We start from the raw sequence: 18,633 nt of genomic DNA, 5'->3' as shown, positions 1-18,633 counted from the left end.
ATCGTTAAAGCATAAAAAAGTTCAAAACAATGCGCTAGCATTGTGGACGTTTACTAATGTGCAGCTCACCTTGCGAAGATTCAATGAAAGTAAATCATATATAAATAGTTAATGCATAAATTTTGTGCTCTTGTAAGAGGTTGTTTTTCTTCAATGCTCATTTTTATTATGTTTTAACACGTGTAGTTATTCAATTTTGTCATTCCTGCGAAGGCAGGAATCTACTTATTTACCCTTAATAAATTCATTTCAACCTGTGACTTATTGGTAAAAAGTTATCGATACTAACGCATTTGATTAGGAATAACAACGTTAAATTATTACAATTGCCTCCTTGAGCAAATCTTAAGCAATACAATAATTAATTCGGTGTGTTGCTTATTTTATTATGGCGTTCAATTACACTTATATGTTTATTATTTAGGGTTGTCCCCTTCAGGGGACTTGAGGGGTGTTGGCCCTATGATTTTTTTGTAAACGTTTACCTCTCTCACGAAAAATTGTTTCGCTGGACTTGCCATGACCTAAAAAACACCTGAGACCTCAACTGTAGTGGTCAATTAATAAGTTCTTGTTGTTGTGTGTTTACTCTATAGCAACGTTCCTCACCAAGATACAACGGATTCCCATGCTTCTCAGACCAAAAACCATCTAGCAAATCCTTAGTAATACATTTATAAACTGCGACCCCTTTATACATATGAGCATCATCTCCTTTGTAGTTAAAATTAATAACCAAGATATTATCCTTAAAAAACCCAGTACCCAACTGCTCTTGATTAGTATTAATCAGCCACCTCGCCTCTATCCTGTTGTGCGCATCTAAAGCCAATTCTAAGGTACCTTTGTAAGCGATGCCGTTTTCATCTTGGTTGCTGCCTATAATGTTATAGGTGCCTGGTAGTTGGGTTATGGTCATTTTGTTGAGTAATTATTTCTTTAGCTTATAATTATCATTTTAATGTAGAAAAATGATTCTAAAAATACTTAATAAACAAATCTCGTCAAACAAAATTTGCTTAACGAGATTCTAATAAAAAAATTATCATCCTAATTACCCTCTCTGGAATGATGGTACTCATCATTATTAGGATTTAATTGATTTGCATGGTTGTCATTGTTTGCTTGTGTGTGTTCGTCGTCTTTATAAGATTTCATAATAATTGAATTTAAAAATTAATACTAAAATTGTTTTACTATAATAGCTATCACACTATTTTGATTTTGCGGAAGCACTTTGTGCTCTTGCTGCGAAACTTCCTTTTACAACACCTCCTGATTTAGAAGATTTAGCAGATGCACTCATAATTCTTGCTGCTGCTTTACCAGACATTGGTTTTGATTTACTCATAATTTTTGGTTTTAAATTAATATTATAGAAGCTTAGCACTCTGCTAAAATTCCCGTTCTTTCTTCAAAGATGAAGATCAATTCAATAATTTTTTCTAATTTGTGACAGACAGCTTATATTTGGGAAATCAACCTTTATTTTTGGGATATCATAGAAAGTTTCCCTTATACAAAGCCTTAGTCTAAAACTAACAGCTTATAATACTTACGCTCCGTTAATGAATTCATATTCAGAATATGCAGACCTAATTGAACAAATAGAACTATTTAGAATAGCATTTAAAATAGTACTCGGCTTACTGGCATTAGTGATTATTAGAAATTGGTATAATCTTTATAAAAAGCGATCTTTTAGAAAAAAGAATAAAAAGTTAACAGCAAAGTTAGAAGCGAGCCAACTAGGGATTACTAACTTGGATAAGGAATTGCAAAAAATAAAAAAGCTTGAAGATACACTTGCCAACAAACACAGTGAGATTTTTCAATTACAACAAGAAATCGAAGACTATAAAGAAAAATTCTTTGCCACTTTAAGTGAAAAAGATAAGGAAATAGCAAAACAGAAAGAAACGAATAACCACCAACAAAAGGCATACGAACGTTATGTAAATTACAAAAATGTGGAAGCCAATAACACGAGACTTGGTGCGCATTTTATTAAAAATGTAATGACCAGAATTTATAAAGATTTGGAAGATGCAGAAAAAGGATATAAATCAATTTTCGGCATTCATTATAAAAAAGGGGAACCACAAAAGAAAATACTTTCCATTAAGGCTCTAAGAAATATTTTTAAGCTTTTGGACTATAATGTTTCCGCATTAAATAAAGAAAGCACAACTATTGAGGATGAGTTGGCACACATCAATATGTTCTTAGAACTCATCAATTATCTAAAACCCAATGCTAAGACAGAACTTAAGAATTCACTTAATTCAGAACAAAGGACATCTATAAAAATCAAGCCTACACTCTTTTTTCCTTTTGTTGAAAACGCCTTAAAACATGGAAATTTAAACGATGATAATTCCTTCATTAGTATTGATCTTAAGGAAAACGAACAGCACCAATTAAGTTATTGTTTGGTTAATAGTGCAGAACAAGCGTCAGAGGCCAAACTGACAAAAAGTGCTACTAGCAAATTTGGACTACACGCTTTAAAGCAACTTATTGACGCCTATTATCCTGGTAGTAAATTAGAACATAACAATTTGCCAAATAGTCAATACATGGCGCAACTAACTTTAAGATTAAATAAATGATTCGTTATATATTAGTTGATGACGACCCTGAAATTTTAAAATGGGCTAAAGCCGATTTAGATACCATTGCCAAGGATTATGAACTAAAGCACGTTGCGAGCTATTCTAGTTCTAAGAAAGCCTACGAAAACATACAGAAAGATGATTTTGACTTATTAATTGTGGATTTTGAAATGCCTGTTTATAATGGTATTGAGCTAGCCAAAAAAATTGCAGCACATAAAAAAATTGTGTTTTTGACTTCCACTACAAACAATGAAAAAAAAGTAATTAATAATCTTGATATTTCTGGCTTTTTAAGTAAGCCTTTTGATGTTCAAGAGTTCGAAAGTATATTAAAAAACAAAGTTATAAATAAGATAAATACTGTTTCTAAAAACCAAACGAACCTCATAAACTTACTTATTGGCAGTAATAGAGACATACAATTTAACCCTACACTCGCTTATTATATAAGTTCTTCAAAATTTAATAATGAAGCAGCACCTGTTAAAAACTGTGTACATATCTATGGCAAAAATGATAAAATCTTATACAAGAATGTACGCTTAACGATTAATGAACTTTATAAAAAATTAGAATCTTATAATTTCAATAAAGTCAGTCAGAGTACAATCATTAATATGGCTCATCTCAAAGAAAGAGACAACATACATATTAATTTATTTAATACTGAACAAACCTTTGAAGTCACGGCAAAAGAAAAAATGGGTTTAGTTGCTAAACTGAGAAGTAAATTTAAAGGGTTTTAATGCTATACTATTTGTCCAAAGTACTAAATTTCTAACGCCTTTTCTATCTGCTCTACCAGACTCCTTTTCACAGCCTCAAATTCAAAACTCAAAGATTTATCACTTTCATATCCCTCTCTAAACATCTCAAAGTTTATAATGGGTAATTGAAATGAACTGATTATCACTTTCTCATTATCCGCTAATTCATCTACTATCGTAAATTCTGAATTATTTGTTACTTCTGTTTTTATAGTATTAGGATAAAACAATACAATTTCATTAACCTTAAAACGGACTGCATAAGATAACATTTGGTACAAATCGGATTGAGTAATACCGTTTTTAGTATCAGTTTCGTCTGCGTACACAACTTTGTATTTGGTGTCTGCAATGATTCTTTTTTCGTTAAACTCTAACAATAAATCTGGTTTTAACTGAAACCTGTTGCCTTCTGCAAGATATTTTGACATATCCTGTGCTTTTGCTGTTATAGCATCAATTTCTTTATCAATAAAACCAAAGATAAAATCCTCAAACACGTATTCCATTGGTAATAAAAAAGCGAATAACTTTAAGTCGTTTTTATAATTAAATGATACACTATTGTCTAAAAACAAAATACAATAATCCCTAATTGTTTCAAAATCCGAAAACATAGGATTAAACGACATGCGTTTCATTTGGTCTGAAGACATTGAAACATCTTTAACCTCATCTAGGATAAATAAAATATCATTTAAAAATCGTCTACTCTGATTTTCTTTAGTCGTTGATAATAATAATTTAGATACAAACTTTACGCATCTATTAAAATCGTTATCCATTTCAAAAGCATCAAACGAACAACTAATTTTATGATGTCGTCCTCTAGAAAGATTATGGGCTATATAGCTATCAAAATCAATACGTCCTTTTACAAAAGACAACTCTTTATTGACTTCGGTGTATTGCTGATAAATAGAAGAATTTAAAAGTTCTCTTGTGTATTTACTAAACAGGTAAATAAGAATTTCGAAGAAGTCGGCTTTTTCACTGTTTAAACCTGAGAGGTAATTTGGGAATTTTAATTTCCTACAATAACTCAACCACCAAAGGATATGCTTGTTTATGGCATTAACATCTTGTTTTGTGGCGTCTTCATTCTTATAAAATATCTTAGGTAATAAATTGATGGTTTCACCTTCAAAATGAATAACACCTACATATTTATTAGATTTTAAAGTTTTGGTTTTATGCAAAAACTGAATAAAGCGTTGCTGCTCTACCCTATTATCTTCCTCATTAAAATAGTAACTAGATTTCTCTCTTTTAGCCCAAATAGCATCCAAGAAGATTTCCAAATCATCCAAATGATGCTTTGAAAACTCAGCACTATTTTGATATTCGAAGAGATTAGTCATTTGATATATATTGCATTGGCCAACCTTCTACAACCAACTGTGCTGCACCAAGTATTTGTTTCACTTCTTTATCATCGTTCATAAAATACTCCAAGAGCAAAGGAATCACTTTATTATCTATTGTATGTTTTAGGTTGTAATCATCTCCCATAAAATAAGAATGACCAATAGTAAAGTCATAGCCTTTTCTAGAAATAATCTCTTTATTTATAGCCTCTAAAATATCACCATCATGTACAATTTTATCTTCTGTAGATTCAGAATTAGGGTACATAGGTACAAATTCAAAACGACGTCGTAATGCAATATCCAATAAGGCAATGGACTTATCAGCTGTATTCATCGTTCCAATAATAAATAAATTAGAGGGCACTATAAATTGTTCTCCAGAAGGCAATGTTGCCGTTAATGGTATATTACCATGAGAACGTTTATCTTTTTCAATTAAAGTAATCAACTCTCCGAAAACTCGAGAAATATTAGCACGATTAATTTCGTCTATGATAATTACATACCGAGGAACTTTATGTTCTGGGACTGTGCGAATATCATCTAAACTTATAGTAGAAAGTAATTCCTTTTTTCTGTTATAAGTGATATTCTCATAGTCAATACCCTCTTCTTCGTCTTCAAATTCAATTAAGGTGGATTCATATATTTCTAAGAAATCAATAAATTCTCTTAATGCCACATAGTAAATGGTAGCATTGCAACCTCCAATAACATTTACGATATCTTCATGAACACGTCTTATTTTTTTGATATCATTAAAAGAGTCATACAGTTTCAGTAATCTATTGCCAGATACCAAATAGGATTTTATACCATTCATGGGTTTAAATTCAATATTTTGGCGATCCGTAAAATTATCTACTTTTATCTTAGAACCTGTTTTTGTTTCAAATTCCTGACCTTCTTCTAAGGAATTCATAAACTCTATAAAAGCATCATTTAAATCTATTTTAGTCGTCGTGTCGTGTGAAGGATTCTTTTGAGATTTTTGATATACTTTATAATATTCAAACAATGCCTTAGTGACCATTTTAGTGAATACCCCATCGGTTCTATTAAAGCTTAGTTCTTTTTGTTTTACATCTGGCCTCAACCCTTGTATAAAATCTTCGTAACTGTAGTTTTGATGGAAAGTAATAAACTCAATCTGACTCCCTAAGTTTTTATTAAGTACAGCTTGTGCTTCGTTATAACTTAAATCGTCTTGTCGTGTAATAATTTTAGCCGCTTCTAAAATGGTATTATAGGTTTTTCCAGTTCCTGGTGGACCGTAGAAAATTTGGTTGAGTGAAGGTGTATATATATCGTTTGTATAAATATCCTCATCCTTGTTAGTAAATCTCTGTTCTAAAAATTGGTAATAATTCGTTTTCCCTAAAATAGCTCGTGGCCTATGAGAACTTTCGCCAGAACTAAACTTAAAAAAGGCACTAGTTTCATTTTGATAAGCAACCTTATCAATAGTTTCTATTATATGCTTATAATTCGATTTAGACACGTCAAACAAATTAATATCAAAATATGTATCATAATTATCTAGATAACGATTTAATGTCTCTTTATCATTATTAAAGTATTTAGATTTAGGCTTTTTTATTAACCAAGTAATAAATTCAGCTTTCACGTTATCCATATGCTCATTTTTAGATATCATTTGTATTCCTAATTGTCCTAAAACTTTTGCTCTATAATCACTATCAAAAAATGCCTTTCTAAAAGCACTATTGTCATAAAATTTTGCAAGAGCATGATTATCTCGTTCTATTTCGTTTTCTATTGCAGATTTAATATCATCGTAATTATTTAAGACATCTTTATGAGTACGTTCTTTATACAAATAAGTGCTACCAGTACCAGAAAAGGTTTCTCTTTGTCCTGTGTCATCATTAATATCAGCATTTGAAATAAAATCAAAATGCGTTTTATTTAAATTTAAGCAGTAGCGTTTACCAACCTGAAAACTTAAACGATTTTTAGCAATACTAAATACTAATTTCTCTTCATCTTGAATATCTAAATCGGTCTTAAAACGTCCAAGAGTATTAAAATAATCCGATACAGAAGCACGATCGACTTTCTTTAAGGTTTTAATAAATGCTTTTTCATCATTCATAAATATAAAATTGATATCTGCATTTAATTCTAACCACTGAGGGTTAGTTTGCTTCGTATGCTCTAAATAGTCTTCCCAAGAATTAAAGTGTAATTCTTGACTATCAACAGCCTGTTTTTTTAAATTATGACCTTTATATAAGCCCCCAATAATACCATCACTATCTATTCTGAAAAATATTTGATAGGCATACTGAACACTAGGAGCAGATTCTGGAATAATAGCCAACCATATAAAGTCCGTACCATAGTTCTGTGAACCTTGAAAACCAACAATATGCTTTTGAACATCCTTCAATTGATTAGCGCTTATAATCTCATCTGCAAATTGATTTAGGGCAGTGTTCACTTGGTCATTGTCCGCAACGCTATAAATAAAAGGAAACAAAATTTTAAAAGCGTGTCGCCAGTTAGGAAACATCCCAATTCTACTATCCTTATAATTTGCTAAACTCTGTTTTACTATATCATTGAGCTCGTAATAAACAGACACATCTCTAGCTTCAATGGTTTGTTTTAACTCCTCAATTAAACTTTTAGTAATTACCGTTCCTTTTCTAAGCTCATTAGCTATTAAAAATCGTAGGGTATTTACAGGCCTAAATTCATGCTGTGGCTGATATAATTGTAGCACTTCATCTACATTCGATTTAGAACTGTTGATATAATCAAAAAGCGCTTGTTCGTTATTGCTTAAGTCGTTAAGAAAAACGGCTTTTTCCTTTATCTCTTCTATACTTATTTTGGTCATATTTATTGCCCCCTTTTAATTTCTACGGTTTTCACTAAAAAAATCCTCATAGTCTTTTATTCCTTTTAAGATGTGCTCTCGTTTTACTTTATCGAATAACATATATTACTTTTAATAGGTTTAATTAACAGATTATTTTATTAGCCAAATAAAGTTTTTTGATAAATATCTCCTTCGAATTTATTAATTAACTCTCGAATAAATTCATAATGCTTTACATATTGGTTTGGAATAAAGATCAGTTCGATATTTTTAGATTTTAATAAGTCCATCTTAATTTTATCTGACTCGATTCTATTTTTGTTGGTATAATGTTCTTTTCCGTTTAGCTCAAATACAACTTTAGGCTGATTTCTGTGATAAAATACGCCATCAAATTCTTTTTTGTTGACGTATCTATTATCTCTTTCTTTAGGAAATAAATCTATAATTTTCACATTTCTCTTAAACCTGCCACCACGTATTGAACAATGATGACGCATTGTTGTGTAAAACTCATCTTCAAATTTTGAATTATTAGAGAATCCTATTGTTAGTTTATTTACAATACTTTGAGAAACCTCACTGGTTCCGTTTTGTTCAACATAATCAATCAACGCATATAGGTCGTCATCTTTTTTTGATAACATATCAATGGCTTTTCTATCTGCAACAACAATTAAATTCTCCTTGGCTCTAGTCACGCCAACATTTAATAATTGACTGTTATTTTTAATCCAATCGTAGGTTCTTGAAGTTGTATTTCTTGAAATTGCTGTAGACATTATAATGGTTTTATTCTCCTGTCCTTGTACCTTATGAATGGTCCCACAACTCACCGAAGCATCTAATTTACCACTAGCAATTCCAACTTTAATATAACGATTTAGAACCTCTTCCTGATTTCTAAATGGGGTAATAATAAAGACATCTGATAAGCTGTTTTCCTGTATGTAATTAACTATTTCGACAGCTTCTTCTATCTGTGAATTTTTATTTTTATGATTGACATTATTTACATCTATCAATTTTAAATTACCAGGTCTTTTGATTCCTGAAAGATTTAACTTGCTCTCATAAAACCTCTTATTAGAATAATTGATAATCTTTTCACCACAGCGATAATGATATCGTAATAGAATAGCTCTTGAAATCGTATCAACCTGTTTATATACTGATAGAATTGAATTATGAAAATAATTGTACTCTTCATCAATTCCAAACTGCTTCATTAACTCGTCATTTCTCGCCTCATCAAAAACAATAATCGGTTTTAATTGGTTGGTATCTCCTATTAAAACCATGTTTTCACATTTTGAAATGGGTATCAAACTTGTAGCAATATCACATTGGCCAGCTTCATCCATTGTTAATAAATCAAATTTAAACTTGTCTCCTAATCTGCGACTTGAGATATTTGTTGTAAGAATAATAGGAAATACTTTTGTGAATTTTTTTAAATTCTCGTCTTGAGCAATCCATGTATTAAATTGCTTTACTTGTGCTTTTTCTTCTTCGATATAAAGTATTTCAACGAGGTCGCTATATTTTTTTGTTTTTAAGCGTTTTATATATCTTAAAGATTCAAAATAAAAGAATTGCTGTAATTGATAATTTCCTTTAATGATTTCAAATATGCCTTTTACATTATCATCGGTCGTAATTGGAATGTCTTTTAATTGCTCCTCTTGTTTCTTTTTTTCTTCTTCTAATTTCCAGTAACTATCTTTTCCATTTTTTATTAAGCCATTAATAAACTCTAAATTTTGTTCTATATCTATACGCTTTTCATAATTTTCTAATCTACTTTGTAATGTTCTGTTATTTTCTTTAGACTTTGCTTTTAACTTAGCCAATAGGTTCTCGTTAGGCCTATCTCTAGTTTCAAACTCATAAAGTTTTTTTATTTTTTTTAAAGCCTCTACAGTGCGTTTGTTATTTCCTAGTCTAATAACAGGAAACAGAATCTCTTTATTTCTATACGTACCTAGGGACAATTTATCTTTTATCCCATCTATAGGAATATTATTATTTGAAGCAATTAATAAGGTTTTATTGTTAGTTAAACAGTTCACCACAATATTTAAGATGGTTTGCGTTTTCCCAGTTCCTGGCGGTCCCTGTACATAAGTAACCGGATATTTTAATGAATTATAAATAGTGCGAAGTTGGTCTTTATTGATATTATTATCATAAAGGACAATATGAGGTTCTTTTCTGTTCTTCCGATCTCGTAAGGAAAGATTTTGAAATAATGCTTTTAAAGGTTTTGTTAATTCTCCTTTGGTATGTTCTGAGTGTATTTGATCATAAATATTTGAAATATCAATTTGAGCATAACCTAAAACAACAATTTCTGGTCGCGTATTAGGTAATTCCCCAGATCTAAAATTACCCATCAATCGTTCTATGGTGCCATTTTTATCATTTAGGTATAAGGCTTCAAAATCTGTTCGGCTTAAATCTGTGTAATAAGACAATGAAAATTTAGTTCCCTTGATGTAGAAATTGGGATTGAAAAGTATTTTAGAACCTATTTTAAGTTGTTTCTCTACAGGATCAAAAGACAGTATTCTGTATGCGACTACAAATTTTCCTCTGGATTCTAGATCTATAGAAAATTCGCATAAGGCCAGTTCATAATCGTAAAATGTATTATAATCATTATTATAAATTTCTTTTATGATGTGCTGTTGCTGTTTATCTGATAGCTGATAAGGGTTTTGATTTATTAATTCGTGACTATCGACGTTCGGAATTAAGTGCTTTTTGTGTAAGAATGGATCATTATTTGCCTTGTAGCATTCTAAATAATAGTTTAATACATTATGGTTATACCTATCAAATTCATATTTCTGCAAACCCTCATCTTCATCAATCTTTTTTATCAGTTTGTCAGTAACATCGTAGTGTGAAAATTTTAAGATTTCAGCTGTCTGAATGCTCGCTATAAAAATCTTTGCATTTAAAATTGGTTCATCTTTAGTTACATTGAATATGTTAACATAAAGTTCTCCTTTTACGTTAATATCTAATATCGCTATCCAAAATCGGGTATTATCCCCATCTTTGTTTTTATACGTGATATTAAGATACTTACCTTCTCGAATGGCCTTACCTATTGCTAAAGTTATATTTCTGTCATTCATTTAATAGGATATTTGCTCTAATAGGTCATTGAGTTGTTATACAAATTATTTATTCAAATAAATTATTTCCTTCAGGTATAATTCTTTTAGCATCTTCCACCATATACATAGCCCTACAATTAGGACAATACAGATAATACTCAAAATAGAATGATTGGTTTGGTTTAATTTTGCGTTTTTTAGGTGTTTTTTTTATGAGTGATGTATTACACTTTCTGCATAAATCACCTTCTTTTTCTATTGTTTTCTCTTGGTATAATTCTATATGTTCAAGGTATTCCAAGTAACCTTCATCCTTAATTCTATCTTCTGAGTTTATCCCCTTGTTAGCCAAAAAATCACAGCGTTCATTCTCTAGATGGCCAGCATGCCCTTTTACCCAATAAAATGTAACATCATGCTTTTTTACAACCGTTAATAAGCGTTCCCATAAATCCTTATTGAGAACTAGATTACCTTTTTTACGAACCCAATGGTTCTTTTCCCAATTTGCTGCCCAACCTTTTTCAATACCATCTACTACATATTTAGAATCTGAATAAACAGTCACCTTAGCCTTAGTCTTTATTTTTTCTAAACCGTAAATCACCGCCATTAACTCCATGCGGTTATTAGTGGTAAGCTCATAACCTCCAAAAAATTCTTTTTGTCTGCCTTTATATTTTAGTATGGTGCCAAAACCTCCTTTGCCTGGATTGGGTTCTGCGCCACCATCCGTAAACAAGTCTATGTCTGGTATCGCTTTTGTTTCCAATATTATTTAAATATTTTATATAAACATATTAATTTTTAAGCACTCCAATCACTATACTGACCTTCGGCTTGTTGCATAATCTCCTCTATTATAATCACTTTAGCTCTAGCCTCATTATATTTTAAACCAATATGAGGTAAATATGCAGAATGCAATTTTAAATGGTTTAATTTAGATTGTAATTGTTTATCGTAAGTTTTGATAAAGTTCATAAAATTAAACCTCTTTACTTTATAATTTTCAGTTGTCTAGCAATATCTTGAGTATACTTTGCCATTGGACGCTTAAATGTTTCTTCTGGCTTACTATAATTGCCAATTATCATTCTATCAATTAAAGATGGGTCTGGAAAAATTTTATGAAATGACTTATTAAGTAAACTTCTATAGACACTGGGATTAGATTTATATTTCCACACTAACTCTTCCCCTATATCTTTTTGAGCATCATAAATCTTTTGAATTTGAAATAATTCATTATGATTTTGAAGGAGCTCTGCATCCCCATCCAATGTATCTAAATAAATTTTGAGGCCTTTCAAGTCAAGGCTTATCCAATAATCCAAAATAGATTCATCATCAATCCAAAAATGAAAAGGATCTAGATCATTACCTAAAGTGTACAATTCAAATTTAGCATCCTCTTTGCCTTTGGCTAAATTACAATTAGCACAAGTTGGATAAAGATTAAAAAAACTTGTACATAGAAAAGGATACTTTGATTTTGGATAAAAATGATCAAGTTGTAATTTTGACAATATCTTTTTTCTGTCTTTCTTTTTCTTTTTGTTGTAATAAACTGGCTCGATAGTAATGGCTGATTGCGCATTACAATATACACAAGTACGTAAATCTGAATTTATGAGGTACTCAGGAAACTCTTTATCTCTTAAATCTTCATAACGCATTGCTTCTACTACTTTTTCATGAAAACTATATTTCTTACTAGTTATTTTTCTACCTAATTGTGAACTGTGCACAATAGCATCAAATTCATCAATTAATGTTTTCATTTTTGTTGGATCTGCATTTAAAATAGAGTCATATTCATCTATAATTTTCTCTACATATAGCCTATATTCTTTATGTTTTCTAGGTTTTATTTCCAATAAAAGTTTTCCCAATTTATTGATAGGACATACAAACCCATTTGTTCTTGTTTTAGTAAACAAGTTATCATTAAAATCCTTTACGAAATCACGAAGATTCTTTGAAATCTTAATCTTCCTCATTATCAAGTTTTTTTAATTGATTGTTTAATTGCTTAATCTTTAGACGAAGCAATTCTTTATCATAATAAAGCACTTTTTTATTATAAAGAGATTGAACTCGTTCTTTAATTAGAGGTTCATCTATAATATTAATTACTTTTTCGGCTAATTGATTATCCCATTCCTTTTTTGGTCTTTGATTTGATTCTGAAATATTATCGTCTTTATCGTATGTGAGATAATTAATTAGATCAGTGATTAATCCTTCAGCAAATTCACCCATAAAACCATTTTCTAAAAAGAAACTATGAGCCAAAAGGTCATGAACATTTGCTCCAAATGTTGCTAAATCAATATCTTCATTATGATTTACAATGAATGATTTATTTGTATCGGCATTTCTGTCAATGAAAGTGACATTATCAATAGGTATGTCTGATAAAGTCAAAGGGTCATGAGTTGTAAAAATAATCTGTGTTTTTAAATCACTAAACTCTTTTGATTCAGTGTCAAATAAATTTCTATTTGGATTAAGCTTACTAAATAAAACAGGAATTGATTTAGTAATAGCATCAATAAATTTTCTTTTCCAAACTGGATGATATCCTAATTCAGGTTCATCAAGTAAAAGTAAATAATAATTGAAAGTTGGATGGTTTGAGCTATTTTGCTTATTGATTCTATTATTTATTCTTGCAAAAAAATTAAGCAATGCTTTCTCTCCTGAAGATAAAGGATATACTGATCTTATTGTAAGTAAATCTAGAGTGTAAACAAAATTATTAGCCTCACTTAAAACCTTATTATAGAGATCTATTAAATCATAAAAATCTTTCTTATTATGATTTTCTAGTTTGTAAATTAATGAATCTTCTTTTATTTCAAATTTATTCTCTGAAATTAATTTGTTTAGATAAGTGTATAAGTCAAAAAAAGCTTTAAACCTATCTAAATATCTCAACATTAACTCTACAGCATCTGAAGATTTGAATCCTGATTGAGTCCACTTTTTATGCCTATCGTCATTTATAATTTCTTTTATTTTATGATAATCTTTAATCGAAACCCTTTCTAGTTTACTTTCAATTTCATCTCTAACAATTCCATATATACTCAGCATATACAAATCAAAGAAAGCATCAAAAATTGCTTCAAATGAGTCTTTATCAATAATACTTTGAAAATTACCTGTTGTACCTTGGAAAGGCGTTTGTGGAAATGTTGCATCTAAAATGAAATACGTAAATAATGTAACTTCAAAATTTTGCATAAAATCACTAGCTCCATGCAATTTATCATTACCATCATCATGACTATATTTCTTTTGAGCCCAGAGTTGATCAAACATGCTATTCAATCCAGAACTATTAATTATATTGATGTATCTCTCTAAGATATTACCCTTAATAAAGTCACTTCCAATTAACCCTTTCCATTTCCCTTCTTCTAAGTCTCTCAGATCAGATTCGATATAAGTCTTTAATACAGTTACTCTATCTTGACTACCTAAATTTGCAGTTGCATATACATTTTTAAAATCAAACTTACGATGCTGTGTAATTTTTATTGCAAGCTCTGTATATTCAGGAAAATCAGGATAAACAGTTTTTAGTGTGTTTTTTACAGGATCATTTAATAAAATTACATCCTGTAGCAGTTGCTTATTATAAAGCTGACCAAGATTTTCTTCACCAGTAGAGACAATACCTAATTGTGATAGTGCATTAATTTGTTCAATATCAACAATTGGTGTGTAGTATTGCCTAACAGAACTTAGAGCTTCTGAATTAATTTTTTTTATTTCAAATTCTGCTGTTACATTTTTATTTTTTAACTCATTATAGTAATACCAAGATTCTTCAGTTTCTTCAAACAAATAAAAGACGTCCTTCTTTTTTTTATCTCCTATAGAATGTAATGCCCTTAAAATACTTGTTTTACCGATTCCATTTCTACCAACGATTGCTGAGATATTAGATATACCTTCCCCCCAAAAATTAGGAATAAAATTTTCGTTAACTGATGCTACTCTTACTTCAATAGCTTCGCTATTTTCTATGATATCATAATTATTTATTCCACCAAAATTTAAGGTAAGACCTTTATGATTCTCTCCGAACAAATGAGGTAAAACATCCTTTGGTAAGTAAACAGCAGCTAACCTCATGCCTTATCATATTTAGCATTATCCTTTGCAACCATACCCAGCTCACTCTCTACCTCACCAACAGTAACTTGCCCATTTATAAGCATGAGTAACAAACAACCTTGTAAAAAAGTAATTATCATATTTATTACTGAATATTAATTCCATCAAAGTCAAATGTTGTAGTGCCGACATCTATAAGTTCTAACATATTTCTTGTTTTGAAAACAACACTAGAATTTTCCATTCCTATGTAATTCGTTAATGTATTGAAAATAAATACTAATTGGCCATAATTAGGAACTCTGGCTTTGATGTATTCATCGATTGCCTCATGGTAAATCATCCTATAACTTACGCTATCTTCTTCAACATCGACCAATCCTAAAAAATTAGTAATAAATTCATCTGAACGAACAAGTTGAACTAATGTTCTAATGCTATCTGTTAGTTCATTAACCAAATAATAAAATAACATATATGAAATTTCCAAATGTACACCGACATGTGTATCATTAGTTATTGAACAGTTTCCTTCAAGAAAAGGTGAACCAATAGGAAAAGTCTCTCGATGGTTATTAGTAAATATTGAAGCGAAGGGAACGTCACTTAATTGATTAATTACATCTAATACATCTTGCCTAATTTCAAATCTGTCTTTTAAATAAGCCTTGTAATAACGGGGTTCATAATGGCCATAGTCTCTTGGCGCATTTCCGAAGTGATTACTTAAAAAAGTAATTGCATGTTGTATTTTATTAAATAAATTTTCTTCCATTCTAAATTGTTTTTAATTAATATAACTTCAAAACCAAAAAAGTAAATAGTTTATATATAAATTATTTATAATTCGCTCTCTCCTCAGCAACCATACCCAACTCCTGCGCTACCTCACCAAGATTCCCATCTGCTTGGGAATGCGCTACGCGCACCTGCCCATTCATTAACATAGGCAATAACCAATCTCTAAGCTCTGAAAGCTTTTGGTTTTCGTTCATTAAATTCACTTGTTTTTTATACATTGGAATTGTTTTTTCAGAAAACTCCTCCATCAAATTTGAATTTGTTTCAAAAACATGAATGTTATTTAACATCCCAATTGTTAGAAATTTTGTTTGTGAACCATTCCCTCTAGTTTTTAATACTTTCATTTGCCTAAACACAACTTGGTACAAGTAATCGAGATATTTCAGTTCATTTGCTGTAACCACATAAGTTCTTTGGTATGCATTAAATTTGCCTGTAAAGCGATTGACATGAAAGTTACCAGCAGCATTATTACCAGCAATTAAAATCACGGAATCATCAAAAGAGTAACTATCAGTTTTAGTTGGATTTGCTGCGCACGTATAAAAATAATATTCGCCATTCTTAACTTCAGCATTACTATCTAGTCTTCCTGTAGTAATATTAGCAACACTCAAAAAGTCATCAACCTCCCAACCCTCAGGAATCTCACGTTTCAACACCTCATTAAAAACCATTTCACCACCAGACGATTTATAAGGTTTACCATTAGCATCTGGAAAATCGAACTGTACAAACCAATAATCGTAAAGCGTTTTTGCCATCGCTTCTAATTCTTGGTTAATTTTGTTGTTGACTTCTATTTTAGCGTCTAAATCGGAAAGGACTTTGGCTATTTGTTTTTGGCGAAATAGGCTTGGATACTTAATATAAAGATTCTTTTGAGCAGTTATACCAATATAAGCTCTTGTGGAACCAGAACCTGACATCAACTTTATCAGCTCTTGAAATGTGGAATTATCAAAATAATATTTTAAAAACTCATTACTTAATACTTTTTCATCTTTAACTCTATAATAGGTAACCTGAGGTGTTAACATTATATAATCAATACTGAGCTTAGAAACTAATGCTGTCCTACCAATAGTAGCTTTGTGAGTCAAAAGGACGTCTCCTTCAATAGAAAAACCTTTTCTTAATTTTTCTGCTTGTTCTTTAGAAATATATTTACATTTAGAATAATTTATTTTACCATTCTCTATATCTGAGGCCATGACAAAAGGAATACCGCTCTCTATAAAATCATTTCCTTTAGGGTGAGTCTCTCCATGGTTACCATCCATAGGTGGATAGATAATATTTAGATCTACCAATTCTTTAATTGTTTTTCTCCTCCAATTACTCATATTTCAACCCTTTCAAATTATTCTGAATTTCCTTTTCTAAACTTTTAGATTCAGCAAAAAGCGTTTCTAAATTACTTTCAAACCCATTCATTTTAGCAGTAAACTCTTCCGAAGTAATATCTGTATATTCAATCTTTACTTCAAAATACTGTCCTGCACTTAGGCTGTAGTTTTTAGCTTTTATATCCTCATAACTTACCACAACAGATAAATCATCTTTGGCTTCCTTCGCATTAAACACATTTATAATTTGTTGTTCTTCGGCTTCGCTTAAAACTGTTTTTTGGTTTTTACCTTCTTTTACTTTGGTTCCTAAATTAGAAGCATCTACTAACACTACATCTTTAGTATTGGTTTTATCTAAGAACAAAATGCTTACGTTGGTTCCTGTGGTGGCGAAAATATTAGATGGCATAGACACTACACCTGCTAGCATTTTACTTTCAACCAGTTTTTGTCTAATTTTTTTATCAATACCAGATTGTGCGGTTATAAAACCTGTTGGTACTACAATGGCTGCTTTTCCTTTGGCTGTTAAGCTGTGCATAATGTGTTGTATAAACAGCAAGTAAATAGCCATAGAATCTTTCTTTTTTGTTGGCACTTTTGGGATGCCTGCAAAAAAGCGCTCTTTGTTTGCTTTACTGTCTAAATCTGCACTATAATCACTAAAATCGAGCTTAAATGGTGGATTAGATACGATATAATCGAACTGTTCTAATTGTCCATTCTCTTGTTTATGATACGGACTTAAAATGGTATTGCCTTGTATAATGTTTTGTATGGAATGCACCAAATTGTTTAAAATAAGATTTAAACGCAATAAGGCAGACGATTTTTGTGAGATGTCTTGTGAGTAAATGGTACACTTATCTTCGCCAATGGCGTGTGCAATATTCATTAACAAGGTTCCCGATCCTGCACTTGGGTCGTAACAGGTGACGTTGTTTACATCGTCTCCAGTGACCAAACAAGCAGCCATAATTTTAGCTACAGCGTGTGGTGTAAAATACTCAGCATATTTACCTCCAGAATTGGTGTTATAATCTTTTATTAAATACTCGAAAATAGTCGCGAAAAAATCGAATTTCTGAGTGAATATATGTTCAAAACTAAAACCAACTAATTTGTTTACTAAGGCTTTACAGAAGTCATCCTTTTTATCAGTAACGTATTTACTTAGGTTTTCAAACAGGACTACTTTTTCTCCTCCTTGTGTCAATACCGAGAAAATATCGATATTATCTTTGGCTACGCTTACTAAGGTTTCATCAAAAATATCTGCAAATTGATCTTTATTTTGTTGTTCAAATAAACGCGACAATAAGTTTTTAGGTGCAATGCGCGCCGTATTTTCACTTATTTGCATGGTTAGCATTTCTAAATCGTCTTCAGAATACGTTTTAAGTGCCTCGTCAAAGTTTTCGGCCCTTGCTAAATCGGGTTCTAATTGTTTCAACTCGTAAACGTATTTATCGTTTAAGAATTTATATAGAAATACTTGCGTGATTATTTTAAATTCGTTTCCGTCATTTCCTAAACCGTAATTGGCACAAACGCTTTTAAGGTCGTCAATAAGTGCTTTGGTTTGGGTTTCAAATTGTGCTGTGTTGGTCATGTT

Annotated in this window: 14 protein-coding genes; 2 read left to right on the top strand and 12 right to left on the bottom strand. The window is 30.7% G+C overall.

What is annotated here, in order from left to right; translation table 11 throughout:
• Positions 1-556 precede the first annotated feature (556 nt).
• Together KO515_RS14530 and KO515_RS14525 are read right to left on the bottom strand one after the other, a co-directional pair.
• Complete coding sequence (locus KO515_RS14530; protein ID WP_215937064.1) at positions 557-919, bottom strand: hypothetical protein; 363 nt, start codon at positions 917-919, stop codon at positions 557-559.
• A gap of 294 nt (positions 920-1,213) precedes the next feature.
• Entirely contained in the window at positions 1,214-1,351 is a 138-nt protein-coding gene (locus KO515_RS14525) for a hypothetical protein (protein WP_215937063.1), read from the bottom strand.
• A gap of 217 nt (positions 1,352-1,568) precedes the next feature.
• Here KO515_RS14525 and KO515_RS14520 point away from each other — a divergent pair, with 217 nt between their 5' ends.
• Together KO515_RS14520 and KO515_RS14515 are read left to right on the top strand one after the other, a co-directional pair.
• Entirely contained in the window at positions 1,569-2,612 is a 1,044-nt protein-coding gene (locus KO515_RS14520) for a hypothetical protein (protein ID WP_215937062.1), read from the top strand.
• On the top strand, positions 2,609-3,364 hold the full coding sequence (locus KO515_RS14515) for a LytR/AlgR family response regulator transcription factor (RefSeq protein ID WP_215937061.1): 756 nt from the start codon (positions 2,609-2,611) through the stop codon (positions 3,362-3,364). The genes KO515_RS14520 and KO515_RS14515 overlap by 4 nt, the downstream gene beginning before the upstream one ends.
• Positions 3,365-3,387: 23 nt before the next feature.
• On the opposite strand, the gene KO515_RS14510 is transcribed toward KO515_RS14515, so the two are convergent.
• The 10 genes from KO515_RS14510 to KO515_RS14465 form a co-directional block, all read right to left on the bottom strand.
• Positions 3,388-4,746: an McrC family protein gene (locus KO515_RS14510; RefSeq protein ID WP_215937060.1), complete on the bottom strand. Its 1,359-nt coding sequence runs from the start codon at positions 4,744-4,746 to the stop codon at positions 3,388-3,390.
• Positions 4,739-7,621, bottom strand: coding sequence for an McrB family protein (locus KO515_RS14505; RefSeq protein ID WP_215937059.1), 2,883 nt, complete (start codon positions 7,619-7,621; stop codon positions 4,739-4,741). Before KO515_RS14505 ends, KO515_RS14510 begins: the two co-directional genes overlap by 8 nt.
• A 140-nt stretch (positions 7,622-7,761) precedes the next feature.
• Complete coding sequence (locus KO515_RS14500) at positions 7,762-10,749, bottom strand: DEAD/DEAH box helicase (RefSeq protein ID WP_215937058.1); 2,988 nt, start codon at positions 10,747-10,749, stop codon at positions 7,762-7,764.
• A 49-nt stretch (positions 10,750-10,798) separates the two neighbouring features.
• Positions 10,799-11,503: a ribonuclease HI gene (rnhA, locus tag KO515_RS14495; RefSeq protein WP_252723885.1), complete on the bottom strand. Its 705-nt coding sequence runs from the start codon at positions 11,501-11,503 to the stop codon at positions 10,799-10,801.
• 35 nt (positions 11,504-11,538) lie between these two features.
• Positions 11,539-11,715: a hypothetical protein gene (locus KO515_RS14490; protein WP_215937057.1), complete on the bottom strand. Its 177-nt coding sequence runs from the start codon at positions 11,713-11,715 to the stop codon at positions 11,539-11,541.
• 14 nt (positions 11,716-11,729) lie between these two features.
• A complete protein-coding gene (locus tag KO515_RS14485; RefSeq protein WP_215937056.1) occupies positions 11,730-12,734 on the bottom strand; it encodes a hypothetical protein in 1,005 nt (334 codons plus the stop codon).
• Positions 12,721-14,880 (bottom strand): AAA family ATPase, encoded by a 2,160-nt coding sequence (locus KO515_RS14480; RefSeq protein ID WP_215937055.1) that lies wholly within the window; start codon positions 14,878-14,880, stop codon positions 12,721-12,723. The genes KO515_RS14485 and KO515_RS14480 overlap by 14 nt, the downstream gene beginning before the upstream one ends.
• A gap of 127 nt (positions 14,881-15,007) precedes the next feature.
• Positions 15,008-15,637, bottom strand: coding sequence for a hypothetical protein (locus KO515_RS14475; RefSeq protein ID WP_215937054.1), 630 nt, complete (start codon positions 15,635-15,637; stop codon positions 15,008-15,010).
• A 61-nt stretch (positions 15,638-15,698) separates the two neighbouring features.
• On the bottom strand, positions 15,699-17,012 hold the full coding sequence (locus KO515_RS14470) for a restriction endonuclease subunit S (RefSeq protein ID WP_215937053.1): 1,314 nt from the start codon (positions 17,010-17,012) through the stop codon (positions 15,699-15,701).
• Positions 17,005-18,630 (bottom strand): HsdM family class I SAM-dependent methyltransferase, encoded by a 1,626-nt coding sequence (locus KO515_RS14465; protein ID WP_215937052.1) that lies wholly within the window; start codon positions 18,628-18,630, stop codon positions 17,005-17,007. The genes KO515_RS14470 and KO515_RS14465 overlap by 8 nt, the downstream gene beginning before the upstream one ends.
• Between the last annotated feature and the right edge of the window lie 3 nt (positions 18,631-18,633).

Source organism: Winogradskyella psychrotolerans (assembly GCF_018860545.1).
In the GTDB taxonomy this organism is placed as follows: Bacteria; Bacteroidota; Bacteroidia; order Flavobacteriales; family Flavobacteriaceae; genus Winogradskyella; species Winogradskyella psychrotolerans_A.
This window is presented reverse-complemented; position numbering and strand designations above follow the sequence as displayed.